This window comes from Glycomyces sp. L485 (assembly GCF_022548875.1).
Taxonomy (GTDB): Bacteria; Actinomycetota; Actinomycetes; order Mycobacteriales; family Micromonosporaceae; genus Glycomyces.
Genome location: NZ_JAKZEW010000010.1, coordinates 33930 through 47178 on the forward strand (window position 1 = coordinate 33930; position 13249 = coordinate 47178).

A 13249-nucleotide genomic window follows, 5' to 3' on the forward strand; every position below is an offset into this window, starting at 1 on the left:
CCATCAAGGATCCCGAGGCGAGCGGTGAAATCGCCTCGGGTCCTTGCGGCTGCGGGGACGGTCGCGCGCTAGCGAACGACCTGGCCGAGGTCGTCCTCGGTGGCCTTGTAGCTCATGCGCGGGCGCGGGTTGCGCATCGAGCGGAACATGATGGCCCGCTGGATTGCGTACCAGTACAGGCCCGGCTTGCGCTGCTTCGTGCTCGGGAACCGTTTCCAGACCAGGCGCCCCACCTTGCGGCACAGGAAGTACGAGTCGACGGCGAAGCCCGCCATCATGACGATCCACCCGAGCATGAGGATGCCGATCGCACCGGGGAAGACGTTCGTGGCAAGCAGCAGCGCCATGGTGAGCGCGAAGAAGTACTGGGCGACGGTGCGCCGGGAGTCGACGATGTCGCGCGCCAGCAGGCGCTCCGGCCCGCGGTCGCGGGGCAGGTGGTACTTGTCGAAGAGCGGGTCGCCCTTCCACTGGCCCTCGGCGATGCGCGCGCGCTCGACCCGGAGGTCGTCCTTCGCCTGGCGCTTCTGCTCCTTGGAGAGCTTGTTCGTCTTCGCCCGCTTGCGGGCTTCCTTGTATGTCAGCGGGGGGTTGGCAGGGGGGCGCGCTTTGGCCTGCTTGGGCCGCTTCGGGGTGGGCTTCCCCTTTTTCTCGGTGGCTGCGGCCGGCTTCGTCTCCTCGACGGCGGCGGCTGCGGCCTCGGCCTCAGCGGACTTCTTCCCCACGGGACGACCGACCTTCCTTAAGCTCGCGATGGGATGCTGACTCCCAGCATACTTGCCGAATTTAAGGCTCCGCATGCGTCGTCGCGTGCGACTCCTGAGCGACCGGGCGCTCGATCTTCGCGCCGAGCGCTTGGAGCTTCGATTCGAAGTTCTCGTAACCGCGGGTGATGTAGCGGTCGACGCCGTAGACGCGCGAGGTGCCCTCGGCGGCGAGGGCCGCGATGAGGTGGCTGAACCCGGCGCGCAGGTCGGGGATCTGCAGGTCGGCGGCGTGGAGTTTGCTGGGCCCGGCGATGACGGCCGAGTGCAGGAAGTTGCGTCGCCCCCACCGGCAGGGGGCCCCGCCGAGGCACTCGGAGTACAGCTCGATGTTGGCGCCCATCTGGCGCAGCTCGGAGGTGTAGCCGAGACGGTTCTCATAGACGGTCTCGTGCATGATCGACAGGCCGTCGGCCTGGGTGAGCGCGACGACGATCGGCTGCTGCCAGTCGGTCATGAGCCCGGGGTGGACGTTGGTCTCCAGCGCGACCGGCTTGAGGGGCCCGCCGCGGTGCCAGAAGCGGATGCCGCCCTCTACGGGGTCGTCGTCGACGTCGTAGGCCCCGCCGATGGAGCGGAAGACGTTGAGGAAGGTCATCATGTCGGCCTGGTGGGCGCCGCGGACGAAGACGCTGCCCTCGGTGGCCAGGGCCGCCGAGGCCCAGGAGGCGGCCTCGATGCGGTCGGGCAGGGCGCGGTGCCGGTAGCCCTTGAGTTCGCTGACGCCGACGATCTCGATGACGCGGTTGGTGTGGACCTTGATGATCGCGCCCATCTTCTGGAGGACGCAGATGAGGTCGATGATCTCCGGTTCGATCGCGGCGTTGCGCAGCTCGGTGGTGCCTTCGGCCATGACGGCGGCGAGCAGGACCTGCTCGGTAGCGCCGACCGACGGGTATTCGAGCTCGTAGCGGATGCCGTGGAGGCCGTCCGGGGCCGACAGGTGCGTGCCGTCGGGGGCCTTCTCGACGACGGCGCCGAACTTGCGCAGCGCGTCGAGGTGGAAGTCGATGGGGCGCCCGCCGATGTTGCAGCCGCCGAGGTCGGGGATGAAGGCGCGGCCGAGGCGGTGGAGGAGCGGCCCGCACAGCAGGATCGGAATGCGGCTGGTGCCGGCGTGGACGTTGATCTCCTCGACGCCGGCGGACTCGACCGAGGTGGGGTCCATGTAGAGGGTGTCGCCCTCGAGGTCGACGTCGACGCCGTGGACGCGCAGCAGACCGGTGACGACTTCGACGTCGCGAATCTCCGGGACACCGCGAAGGACTGAGGGGGAGGTGCCGAGCAGGGCGGCGACCATCGCCTTGGAAACAAGGTTCTTGGCGCCTCTGACAGTGACTTCGCCTTGAAGGGGGGTCCCGCCATGAATGATCAGCATGTCTTCAGGGGTGGTCGGCGTGCTGCTCAACTGGTCTCCTCAGATGGGTGGATAAGACCGGGATCGTCGATCAACGATAACGGAACAGCCGAGGGAGAAACCCCCAGGTAGGGACCTAACGCACGGTGATTGTCCTTACCGCTTGAGCGCGCGGCGGAACCGCGCCTCGACACGCGTCGGGGCAGACCCGCGCCTATATCCTATAGGATCAACGGTCTTGTCGGGGCCGCTCAGGGCAGTTCGAGCATCCGGTCGAGCGCCGCCCGGGCGTGCTTGGCGGTCGCCACGTCGACGGTGATCTGGTTCGGCACGCGCCCGGCCACGAGCTCCTCGAGCGCCCACACCAGGTGCGGCAGGTCGATCCGGTTCATCGTCGAGCAGTAGCACACCGTCCGGTCCAAGAACGAGATCTCCTTGTCCGGGTGCCGGTTCGCCAAGCGCCGCACTAGATTCAGCTCAGTGCCCACGGCCCACGAGCTGCCGGGCTCGGCCGCTTCCAGAGCCTTGATGATGTACTCGGTCGAGCCCACGTAGTCGGCGGCGGCGACCACCTCGTGCTTGCACTCGGGGTGGACGAGGATGTTCACCTCGGGCTTGCGCTCGCGCAGCTCTTCCACGCAGTCGAGTGTGAAGCGCCCGTGGACCGAGCAGTGGCCCTTCCACAGGATGATCTTTGCGTCGCGCAGCTCCTCGTCCGTCAGCCCGCCGTTCGGCTTGTGCGGGTTGTAGAGCACGCAGTCCTCAAGGCTGAAGCCCATCTCGCGGACCACGGTGTTGCGGCCCAGGTGCTGGTCGGGCAGGAACAGGACCTTCTCGCCGCGCTCGTAGGCCCACCTCAGCGCCCGCTCGGCGTTCGAGGAGGTGCAGACGATGCCGCCCTCGCGGCCGACGAAGCCCTTGATCGCGGCCGAGGAGTTCATGTAGGTCATCGGGACGGTGGCCTCGGCGATGCCGGAGGCCGCGAGGTCCTCCCAGCACTGCTCGACCTGCGAGGCCGTCGCCATGTCCGCCATCGAGCAGCCGGCGGCCAGGTCCGGAAGGACGACCCGCTGGTGGTCGCCGGTGAGGATGTCGGCGGACTCGGCCATGAAGTGGACGCCGCAGAACACGATGTACTCGGCGTCGGGGCGGGCCGCGGCCTGCTGGGCGAGCTTGAAGGAGTCGCCGGTGACGTCGGCGAACTGGATGACCTCGTCGCGCTGGTAGTGGTGCCCGAGGATGAAGACGTCGTCGCCGAGGGTCTCCTTGGCTGCCTCGGCGCGAGCGACGAGGTCCGGGTCGCTGGGCGCGGGCAGCTCGCCGGGGCAGTCGACGCCGCGCTCCGAGCCGGGGTCGGTGCCCCTGCCGAGCAGCAGCAGCGCGGTCTGGGTGGGAGCAGGTTCGTTGAAGCCCGTCATGTGAGCAATTCTTGCACGTTCCAAGCATCGACCGCACTATGCGGTGTGCTCGATTGCTCACTTCTCGAACAGGAATCTGTAAGCGGTTGCCGAACCGGGGGTGGTTTCGGCTAGGCTCTCGGTGTGCGCATTCTCATCGCTCCCGACAAGTTCGCCGGCACCATGACCGCAGCCGAGGCGGCGGACGCCATCGCCGACGGCTGGCGCCGCGCCCGACCCGAAGATGAAACCGACGCTCTGCCCCTCGCCGACGGCGGCCCCGGCTTCATCGACGTCCTCGAAGCGGCGATCCCCACGGCCGCAAGGCGAACCGTGAACGCCTGCGACCCGCTCGGACGCCCCGTCGAGGCCGACTACCTGCGCGACGGCGACACCGCCTACATCGAATCCGCCGCGACCTGCGGCCTCCACCTCCTCAACCCCCACGAACGCGACCCCCGACGCGCCACCACCTACGGCCTCGGACTGGTCATCGCCGCCGCCATCGAGAACGGCGCGAGGCGCATCGTCGTCGGACTCGGCGGCTCGGCCACCAACGACGCCGGCGCCGGCATGCTCACCGCCCTCGGCTACACCTGCCGCGACCGCGCCGGCGACGCCCTCCCGTACGGCGGCGCCGCCCTCGCCTCCTGCGACTCGATCGACGGGCAACCGCGCACCAGAGGCGTCGAGTTCATCGCCGCCACCGACGTCGACTCACCGCTCCTCGGACCTCACGGCGCGACCCGCATGTTCGGGCCCCAGAAGGGCGCAGAAGAGAGCGACCTGCCGTTCCTCGAATCCGCGCTGGCCAACTTCGCCGAGATCGCCGAGCGCGACCTCGGACCGGGAGGCGCCGCCGCCTGGCCCGGCGCGGGCGCGGCCGGAGGGCTCGGCATGGCGCTCTTCATCCTCGGCGGCAAGCGCGCCTCCGGCGCGAAGCTGACCTGCGAGGCCGTCGGCCTGGACGCGGCCGTCGCCGCATCGGACCTGGTCATCACCGGTGAAGGCTCCTTCGACGCGCAGAGCCTGCGCGGCAAGCTCGCCGCCGAGGTCGCGACCGGCGCCGCCGCCCACGGCAAGCCCTGCCTGGTCCTCGCCGGCAGGTCCGACGTCGACTCCCATCCCGACCTCGCGGGTGTTCATTCGGTCACCGCCCTGGTGGGCGGAGTCGAGGCCGCAATGAAAGCGCCGGTCGAGGGCCTGCGGGCGCTGGCGGAGTCGGTGGCCCGTACCTGGAACTACACTCGGGAATAGCGACAGGTCCGGTGCCGTTGGGTACTGTTGACAAGTCGAAGACCCGATCGACGCCGTTGATCCCAACTCACCGAGGGAGCCACAAGTGAGCGCAACTCAGCAGGCCGAGGACGTCAAGGAGACCACCGCCACCGGTGTGAAGCTCACCGACGCGGCCGCCTCCAAAGTCAAAGCCCTGATCGAGCAGGAAGGTGAAGAAGGCCTGCGCCTGCGCGTCGAGGTCAGCCCCGGCGGCTGTTCCGGCCTGCGCTACGGGCTGTTCTTCGACACCGACAACCGCGAGGGCGACGTCGTGCAGTCCTACGAAGGCTTCGAGGTCGTCGTCGACCGCATGAGCGTTCCGTACCTCCAGGGCGCGAGCATCGACTTCGCCGACCGCATCGACGCCCAGGGCTTCACCATCGACAACCCGAACGCCCAAGGCTCCTGCGCCTGCGGCGACTCGTTCCACTAAAGTCTCACGCGAGACTCCGACAGCCCGGTCGAAACCGCCCCATAGCGCGTGTCTCGGCCGGGCTCATTTATGGCTCGCAAGCGTCGCCAAGGGGGCTACGCCGTGTTCGCCTCCGAAACCGACGCCGGTCTGTCCGACAGCCTCCGACCGAACGAGGTCCTTTCCATGAAGACCGCCGTCTCCGGCTCCTCTGCCGCCGCCATCGCGCACGGGATGAACCAGCTCGGCCATCCGTCCATCGCCCTCGAACCCAGCAACGCGGAGTTCGACCTCATCGACGTCATGGAGCGCTCCGGGACCCTCGGCCTCGTCCACATCGGCGCCGACGACTCCAAGGTGATGCTGTCCTACGCCGAGCAGTGCCGCGACCTGGGCCTAGAGTTCAGCGCGGACCCCGGCACCCTCGAAGGCGCCGACGCGGCCGAGTTCATCGACGGCGCGAAGTTCCTGGTCACCAGCCGGGACCGCTACGAGTTCCTCCAGGCCACCACCGGCATGGCCGACGACGACATCCTCGCGGCGGTCCGCGTGCGGGTCACCACCGAGGACACCGACGGCGTCGAGATCGCCGGCCACGACATGGACCGCCAGCGGGTCCCGATCGCCCGCGCCCGCGAGGTCATCGACCCCTCAGGTGTCCCCGAGGCCTTCCGCGCCGGGCTCCTGGCCGGCATCGGCTGGGGAATGCCGTTGCGCAGGGCGGCCGAGATCGGCAGCCAGCTCGCGGCACTCGCCGCAGAATCCGTCGGCGCCGCCGCGTACACGGTCAATCCGGCTGAATTCGTGCATCGCCTGGACGAGTCGTACGGCGCCGCCTGCGCCGCGGAGGCCTCGGCCTACCTGCTTCCTGAGTGAGCTCGACCGATACGCCGGAGTAATGCCGTTTCGCGCCCGGAATCACTCGGGCAACCTGTTTCTCACCTATCAGGATTCAAGTGGTGACACGACCGTAATATTCCCGCTGCATTGTCTCTGACGGCCTACCTACAGGTAACAATTTCACAACGGACCCTTACGTTTGATGGTGTTGTGCGACATGGTGTGAGTTATCCCATGACTCAACTCACATCCATGGAGCGACCAGTGAGACGAATCCAAATGGCCGTAGCCACGGCCGCGGCCGCCGCACTCGCGCTGACCGCCTGCGCCGGTGACGAAAGCGACGTCGGAGGCGACGCCGACGGCATCCTCAACATGCAGATCGGCGAGGTGCGCAGCGTGATTCCCGGCGGCTCCGGTGAGTCCGAGGGCTTCCGCATCATGAAGAACGTCTACGAAGGACTCGTCTACTACGACGCCGACACCGGCGAGGCGAACAATCTGGTGGCCGAGGACATCTCCTCCGAGGACAACCAGACGTGGACCATCACGATCAAGGAGGGTCTCCAGTTCCACAATGGCGAGCCGGTGGACGCCAACGCCTTCATCCGCTCCTGGAACCGTACCGCGTACGGACCGAATGCGCTGCCGCTGAACTACTTCATGGCGACCATCGCCGGCTACGACGAGATGAACCCCGAGCCCCTGCCCGAGGAGGAGTGGGCCGACCCCGAGGTTCCGGAGTTCCCCGAGGCCGAGACCACTGAGCTGTCCGGCCTGACCGCCGTGGACGACCTGACCCTCCAAGTCGAGCTGTCGGCCCCGTTCATCGGCTTCCCGACCATGCTCGGGTACGAGGCGTTCTTCCCGGTGGCCGAAGAGTGCCTGGCCGACACGGACGCCTGCGAAGAGCAGCCGATCGGCAACGGGCCCTTCATGTTCGAAGAGCCGTACTCGATCGAGAACGGCGGCACCGCCGTCAAATGGGAGGACTACCAGACCACCGACCAGCCCTCCATCGCCGGCGTCCAATGGCACGTCTACCTCGAAGGCAACGACTGCTGGGCGGACTTCCTGACCGGTGACATCGACGTCTGCCGCCCGACCGCGGCCGACTACGAGACCGCCGTCAACGACCCGGACCTCGCGGAGCGCCGCATCGTCCAGGACGGCACCAGCATCGCCATGCTGGCCTACCCGCTCTACGACGAGAATTTCCAGGACGTCAACATCCGCCGGGCCATCTCGGCGGCGATCGACCGCGAAGGCGTGCTCAACGTCATCGGACCCGACCGGTTCAACCCGCTCGACTCGTGGGTCCCCGAATCGATCCTCGGCGGCGGACGCGGCGTCTGCGGCGAGTACTGCACATACGACCCGGACCTCGCCAACCAGCTGCTCGAAGACGGCGGCGGATGGCCCGAAGGCGAGCCGCTGCGCATCTGGGTCAACGACTCCAACGACAACCTCGACATCTTCCGCGCCATCGGCGACTCCATCACCGAGACGCTCGGCATCCAGTACGAGCTCGTTCCGATGGAGTGGACCGACTTCCTGGCCAACCGCGAAGGACACGACCTCGACGGACCGTTCCGTTCCGGCTGGGGTCCCGACTACAACCTGAACGAGAACTACCTCGAGCCGATCTACGGCGGCGGCGCCGCCACGAACGACCAAGGCTACGAGAACCCGGAGTACGACGCGAAGATCGCCGAGGCGGCCGCCGCGGACACCATCGAGGACGCGGTCGAGATCTACGCCGAAGCCGAGGAGATCCTCGGAAACGACATGCCGAGCGCGCCGATCTTCGTCGAGCAGGTCAGCTACTTCTACAGCGACCGCGTCGACAACGTGATCGTCCACCCGATCTACGCCGGACCTGGCGGTGACGCGGAACTGCGCGACATCGTCATCACGGAGTAGTCGATTGAAAGCGAGCCGCGGGCGGGTCACAGACCCGCCCGCGGCCTCTAGGACGGAACATCAATGGGACGCTATGTAATTCGGCGAATACTCCAGGGACTGCTGACGCTCTTCATCGTGCTGTTCCTGCTGCACTACCTCATGGCGCTGTCGGTGCAGATCCGCGGCAACCCGGCCATCCTCTTCTTCGGCGGGGAACGCACACCTCCGCCGGCCATGCTCGCCCAGGTCGAGCGGCTCTACGGGCTCGACAACAACTGCTACGAACGCACCGGCGACCCCTGCCTGGTGCCGTTCGTCGAACGACTCCAGAACTACGCGAGCGGCGACTTCGGAACCACGCTCAACGGCAACCGGAACGTCGGCGAGCTGCTCGGAATCTATATCCCGAACACGCTGCGGCTGTTCATCTTCGCGACCCTCACCCTGGTGGTCGTCGCAATGGTGCTCGGCACCTGGGCGGCCCGCCACCGCGGCAGGTTCATCGACCACTCCGTCCGAGGGACTACCATCCTGATCGACTCGGTCCCGGTGTTCCTGATCCTGCTGGCCTACGTGTACATGGCCGCGGTCCCGCTGACCAGGTGGGCCCGAGACATCTGGGGAACCGAATCGTTCATGGGCCAAGTGTTCAGACCGAACTACAACCCCGACTATCCGTGGACCACGATCCTCGTCCCCGGCATCATCGTCGGCACGGTCGGTCTTGCGACCCTCACCCGCCTGGTGCGGGCCAGCCAGCTGGAGAACCTCGGCTCCGACTTCGTCCGCACAGCCAGGGCCAAAGGACTCGGGAAGATGCGCATCACCATCGTCCACGTGGTGCGCAACTCGATGATCCCCATCGTCACCGGCGTCGGCTACCTGTTCGCGTTCATGCTCTCCGGGGCGGTGCTGACCGAGGGCATCATGGGCATCCCAGGCATGGGCCGCATGATCTTCCAAGCCGTCCAGCGCCAGGAGACCAACCTGGTCGTCGTCGGCCTGACCGTCAGCGCGGTCGTCGTGGTGCTCGTGTCCCTCATCGTCGACCTCCTGTACGCCGCACTCGATCCGAGGATCCGCTATGAGTGAGCTCGCAGTCCCCAAGCCCGAGCCGGAGGCGAAACAGGCGTCACTGTGGAAGGACGCCTTCCACACCATGCGCCGACGCCCCGACGTCATCATCGCCCTGGTAATCCTGCTGTTCGTGTTCGCCATGGCGGCCTTCCCGGCCCTGTTCACCGACAAGAGCCCCACCAGGTGCATCGGCCGGGAGGCACGCCAGCGGCCCGACACGTGGTTCAGAGGCGAGCACCCCCTCGGCACCGACGCGTTCGGCTGCGACTTCGCGGCCACCATCGTCCACGGCACCCGGCCCACGATCGTGCTGGCGCTGACCGTCATCGTCCTCGCGGTGCTCATCGGGCTGGTGCTCGGCATGCTCGCCGGCTACTACGGCGGCTGGCTGGACGCGGTCATCTCCCGGATGCTCGACGTCTTCATCGTCGTGCCGCTGCTGCTCGGCGCGATCCTGCTGCTCAGCCTCTTCCGCGGCCGAGGCTCCTCGGGCAACGTCATCGAGACCGTCGCACCCGCGGCGATCGCCCTGACGATATTCGGCTGGATGGAGTTCTGCCGGTACGTGCGAGCGGCGACCATCGAGACCAAGAACCTCGACTACGTCGTCGCCGCCCGCTGCCTGGGCGCCAAGGACCGGAGGATCATGTTCCGCCACATCCTGCCCAACGCGATCATCCCCGTCACGGCGGTCGTCCCGACCACCATCGGCGCGATCATCGTCACCGAGTCGGCCCTGGCAGTCCTCGGCATCGGCGTCCAGCCCCCGGCCACCAGCTGGGGCGTCCTGCTGTCGAACGGCACTCAATGGGCGGGCGGCGGCTACATCTACCTGTTCGGCCTACCGTTGTTGCTGCTGGTACTGACGGTGTTCGCGTTCGCGACCTTCGGCGACGCACTCCGCGACGCCCTCGACCCGAAGCTGAGGTGACCGACCAATGGCAGACACGATCCGAGTCGCAGGCGACACCCTGCCGGGTGCCGACATGAACGCCTCGCTGCTCGAAGTCGACGGCCTCCGCGTCGACTTCACCGTCCGGCGCAAGCGCATCCCCGCGGTGCGCGGCGCCAGTTTCACGCTCGACCAGGGCACGACCCTCGCCATCGTCGGCGAATCGGGTTCGGGCAAGTCCGTGACCTCCCAGGCGATCATGGGCATCCTCGACTCCCCGCCCGGCCACATCACCGGCGGCGAAGTCCGCCTGAGAGGCGTCGACCTGCTGCAACAGGACGAGGAGACCAAGCGGACGGTGCGGGCTAACCACATCGCCATGGTCTTCCAGGACGCCCTGTCCGCCCTCAACCCCCTGTGGTCGGTCGGCTTCCAGATCGGCGAGCTCTACCGAGTCCACCGGGGCACCAGCCGCAAAGACGCCAAGCAGAAGGCGATCGAACTGCTCGACCTGGTCGGCATCCCCGACGCGAAGAACCGGATCGGTCACTACCCGCACCAGTTCTCCGGCGGAATGCGCCAGCGCGTGATGATCGCGATGGCGCTGGCACTCGACCCCGAGGTGCTCATCGCCGACGAACCGACCACCGCGCTGGACGTGACCGTGCAGGCGCAGATCATGCGGCTGCTCAAGAAGATCCAGCAAGAGCGCAACATGGGGCTCATCCTGATCACGCACGACCTGGGCGTGGTCGCCGACGTCGCCGACGACGTCGCGGTCATGTACGCCGGGGAGATCGTAGAACAGGCGAGCATCCACGACACCTTCGCCCGCCCGGCCCACCCGTACACGAAGGCGCTGCTGCGGGCTATCCCGCGCGTCGACACGGTCGGACGCGAACTGGAGGTGATCCGCGGGCTGCCGCCGAACCCCGCGTCGCTGCCGAGCGGATGCCCGTTCCACCCGCGCTGCTGGGCGGTCGAACCGAAGAAATGCTCGAGTGAGGTGCCGCCGTTCGAGCCGGTGGCGGACGACCACCGCAGCCGCTGCCACTTCGCCAAGGAGGTCTACCGCGATGAACGCTGAACTGGGACAGGGCAACACGGCGCCAGAGCCGGTGCTGGAAGCGACGAACGTGTTCAAGCACTTCCCGATCCAGCGCGGCATTGTCCTCAAGCGCACCGTCGGACAGGTACAGGCCGTCGACGGCGTCGACTTGAAGCTCTATGCGGGCAAGACGCTCGGCGTGGTCGGCGAATCCGGCTGCGGAAAGTCGACCCTCGCGAAACTACTGGTGGGCTTGGAACCGCCGACGTCAGGCTCGATCAAGGTGCTGGGCAAGGAGATCGGCGACCTGTCATCGAGGCGCATCCGTCCGGTGCGGCGCGACATCCAGCTGGTATTCCAGGACCCGTACACCTCGTTGAACCCGCGGATGACCGTCGGCGACATCGTGGGGGAGCCGTTCGATATCCACCCGGACGTCGTGCCGCGGGGCAAACGGGCCGAGGCGGTGAAGGAACTGCTCGACATGGTCGGGCTGAGCGCCGAACACATCAACCGCTACCCGCACCAGTTCTCGGGCGGGCAGCGCCAGAGGATCGGGATCGCCAGGGCTCTGGCGCTGCGGCCGAAGGTGCTGGTGTGCGACGAGCCGGTGAGTGCCTTGGACGTGTCGATCCAGGGGCAGGTCATCAACCTGCTGCAGCGGCTCCAGGACGAGCTCGGCTTGGCCTATGTGTTCATCGCGCACGACCTGTCGGTGGTGCGGCACATCGCCGATGAAGTGTCGGTCATGTACCTGGGGAAGGTCGTCGAGCACGGCACGAGCGCCGAGATCTACGACCATCCGAGGCATCCGTACACGCAGGCGCTGCTGTCGGCGGTGCCGGTGCCGGATCCGGAGTTGAGGGGCCATCGGGAGGAGATCGTCCTGCAAGGGGACGTGCCCTCGCCGATCAACCCGCCTTCGGGCTGCCGCTTCAGGACGAGGTGCTGGAAGGCCACGGAGAAGTGCGCCGAGGAGGTGCCCGGATTGGACGTTGGAGACCACGGCACGCACCCGACGGCCTGCTTCTACGCCGAGGAACGCGACGTCACGCACGCCGTGAAGTAGGAGGCGAGCGAACAAGAAGGGGCTCCCGCGCGACGCGCGGGAGCCCCCTTCGACGTGGAACGACCGGCCCGGACGATTGCTTGAGCTGACCGCGAAACTCCGCGAGGCCGGAGAGGTCATTGAAATCCTCAAGATATCGACGGCGTTTCCCTGCGTCGGTGATGACGTCACCCACGACACCGGCATCTACGAGCTGTTCGATACCTTCGGTCCAGCCTTCGGCGGGCACTTCCCCTATCCCTGCCATTGCCTGTGCGGCCGCTGTCACGGTCGTAGGTTCTGAGAGCACGGCCAAGAGGCGGTCGAGTTCGACCGGCACCGACTCGAGTTCGATGCCGCGCGGCGGCATGTTGCCGATGCGGAGGATGCCACCTGTTCGGCGGGCTTCCAGATATGGTTTGAGCTGCAGGAGCGTCATTGTCGCCTCCTCTGGGCGGAGTCGTGGATCTGGTGCGGTGCTGTCATGAAACGGGGTGCAGATCGGCGGCCGGGTCGGCACTGAATACCACCTCGAGTCGGCCGTTGACGAATTTCGCAGCCGCGCCGTCGTCCAAGCCGACGCCGGCCGGGAGATCTCCGTGGTGTACCGCCGCAGTGAAGGTTTCGGGTCGTCCGGGTTCGGAGTTGTAGTGCGGGCAGAAGCTTCCGCTCAGCAGGCCGAGTCCGTCTTCGAGGGCGGTGAGCGGCCCGAAGGAATCGGTGAGGCAGGCTTCGAACCAGCACGCACTTCCCGCGCTGATTCCGGCGAGGACAACGCCGTTCTCGTATGCGTTGGTCACGGCCTTGTCAAGGCCGTGGAGTCGCCAGAGGCTCAGCAGGTTTGCAGTGTTTCCCCCCCAACGTAGAGCAGATCCTGATCTGCCAGGAACTGATCGAGGTCTTCAACGCTCCTTCTGAACAACTCCAGATGGTTCATTTGGCAGTCCATGGGTTCGAATGCCTCGTAGAAGCGTTCGATGTAGCCTTTGGAGTCGCCGCTCGCGGTGGGGATGAAGCAGACCCTTGGCTTCGGTTTGGGCACGGCATCGAGCGCCAATCGGTCGAGGTCGAGGTGTCGACCGTCCGAGAAGCCGCCGCCGAGCAGGAATATCGTCCGGACGGGCCTGCAGGGCGGGCTCGTCTGCGAGTTGAGCTGTTGGCGCTGCTGGCCGCCTCGGGACAGGACCCGGTCTACGTGCCCGGCCGAACGGTTCCTCAGCACCTGGTTCTG

At 67.0% G+C, this 13249-nt stretch carries 14 protein-coding genes; 8 read left to right on the top strand and 6 right to left on the bottom strand.

Translation table 11 applies throughout. The annotated features are described in order from the left end of the window. Positions 1 to 68: 68 nt before the first annotated feature. From L0U85_RS07710 to nadA, 3 genes are all read right to left on the bottom strand, one after another. Positions 69 to 725, bottom strand: coding sequence for a DUF3043 domain-containing protein (locus tag L0U85_RS07710; RefSeq protein WP_241377175.1), 657 nt, complete (start codon positions 723 to 725; stop codon positions 69 to 71). A gap of 61 nt (positions 726 to 786) precedes the next feature. Further along, a complete protein-coding gene (murA, locus tag L0U85_RS07715; protein ID WP_347177384.1) occupies positions 787 to 2142 on the bottom strand; it encodes a UDP-N-acetylglucosamine 1-carboxyvinyltransferase in 1356 nt (451 codons plus the stop codon). Positions 2143 to 2372: 230 nt separating this feature from the next. Further along, positions 2373 to 3539, bottom strand: coding sequence for a quinolinate synthase NadA (nadA, locus tag L0U85_RS07720; RefSeq protein WP_241377177.1), 1167 nt, complete (start codon positions 3537 to 3539; stop codon positions 2373 to 2375). A 123-nt stretch (positions 3540 to 3662) separates the two neighbouring features. Between nadA and L0U85_RS07725 the strand changes: the two genes are divergently transcribed. From L0U85_RS07725 to L0U85_RS07760, 8 genes are all read left to right on the top strand, one after another. Then, complete coding sequence (locus L0U85_RS07725; protein WP_241377178.1) at positions 3663 to 4775, top strand: glycerate kinase; 1113 nt, start codon at positions 3663 to 3665, stop codon at positions 4773 to 4775. Between the two features lie 85 nt (positions 4776 to 4860). Then, positions 4861 to 5229, top strand: coding sequence for an iron-sulfur cluster insertion protein ErpA (gene erpA / locus L0U85_RS07730; RefSeq protein ID WP_241377179.1), 369 nt, complete (start codon positions 4861 to 4863; stop codon positions 5227 to 5229). Between the two features lie 102 nt (positions 5230 to 5331). After that, positions 5332 to 6084 (top strand): PfkB family carbohydrate kinase, encoded by a 753-nt coding sequence (locus L0U85_RS07735; RefSeq protein WP_241377180.1) that lies wholly within the window; start codon positions 5332 to 5334, stop codon positions 6082 to 6084. Positions 6085 to 6312: 228 nt separating this feature from the next. Beyond that, positions 6313 to 7971 carry an ABC transporter substrate-binding protein gene (locus tag L0U85_RS07740; protein ID WP_241377181.1) on the top strand — a complete coding sequence of 553 codons (1659 nt, stop codon included), beginning with the start codon at positions 6313 to 6315 and terminating at the stop codon, positions 7969 to 7971. Positions 7972 to 8034: 63 nt separating this feature from the next. After that, positions 8035 to 9045 carry an ABC transporter permease gene (locus tag L0U85_RS07745; protein WP_241377182.1) on the top strand — a complete coding sequence of 337 codons (1011 nt, stop codon included), beginning with the start codon at positions 8035 to 8037 and terminating at the stop codon, positions 9043 to 9045. Beyond that, positions 9038 to 9961, top strand: a complete 924-nt coding sequence (locus L0U85_RS07750) for an ABC transporter permease (RefSeq protein WP_241377183.1) — start codon at positions 9038 to 9040, stop codon at positions 9959 to 9961. The genes L0U85_RS07745 and L0U85_RS07750 overlap by 8 nt, the downstream gene beginning before the upstream one ends. A gap of 7 nt (positions 9962 to 9968) precedes the next feature. Further along, the gene (locus L0U85_RS07755; RefSeq protein ID WP_241377184.1) at positions 9969 to 11009 is read left to right on the top strand and encodes an ABC transporter ATP-binding protein; all 1041 of its coding nucleotides are present in this window, start codon (positions 9969 to 9971) and stop codon (positions 11007 to 11009) included. Continuing rightward, positions 10999 to 12039, top strand: a complete 1041-nt coding sequence (locus L0U85_RS07760; RefSeq protein ID WP_241377185.1) for a dipeptide ABC transporter ATP-binding protein — start codon at positions 10999 to 11001, stop codon at positions 12037 to 12039. The genes L0U85_RS07755 and L0U85_RS07760 overlap by 11 nt, the downstream gene beginning before the upstream one ends. Here the strand turns inward: L0U85_RS07760 and L0U85_RS07765 are convergent. The 3 genes from L0U85_RS07765 to L0U85_RS07775 are packed head-to-tail and all read right to left on the bottom strand — an operon-like array spanning position 12020 to position 13240. Then, positions 12020 to 12457 carry a hypothetical protein gene (locus L0U85_RS07765; RefSeq protein ID WP_241377186.1) on the bottom strand — a complete coding sequence of 146 codons (438 nt, stop codon included), beginning with the start codon at positions 12455 to 12457 and terminating at the stop codon, positions 12020 to 12022. The genes L0U85_RS07760 and L0U85_RS07765 overlap by 20 nt on opposite strands. Before the next feature lie 43 nt (positions 12458 to 12500). Beyond that, positions 12501 to 12818, bottom strand: coding sequence for a Type 1 glutamine amidotransferase-like domain-containing protein (locus L0U85_RS07770; protein WP_241377187.1), 318 nt, complete (start codon positions 12816 to 12818; stop codon positions 12501 to 12503). 32 nt (positions 12819 to 12850) lie between these two features. After that, positions 12851 to 13240, bottom strand: coding sequence for a Type 1 glutamine amidotransferase-like domain-containing protein (locus L0U85_RS07775; protein WP_241377188.1), 390 nt, complete (start codon positions 13238 to 13240; stop codon positions 12851 to 12853). Positions 13241 to 13249: the final 9 nt, after the last annotated feature.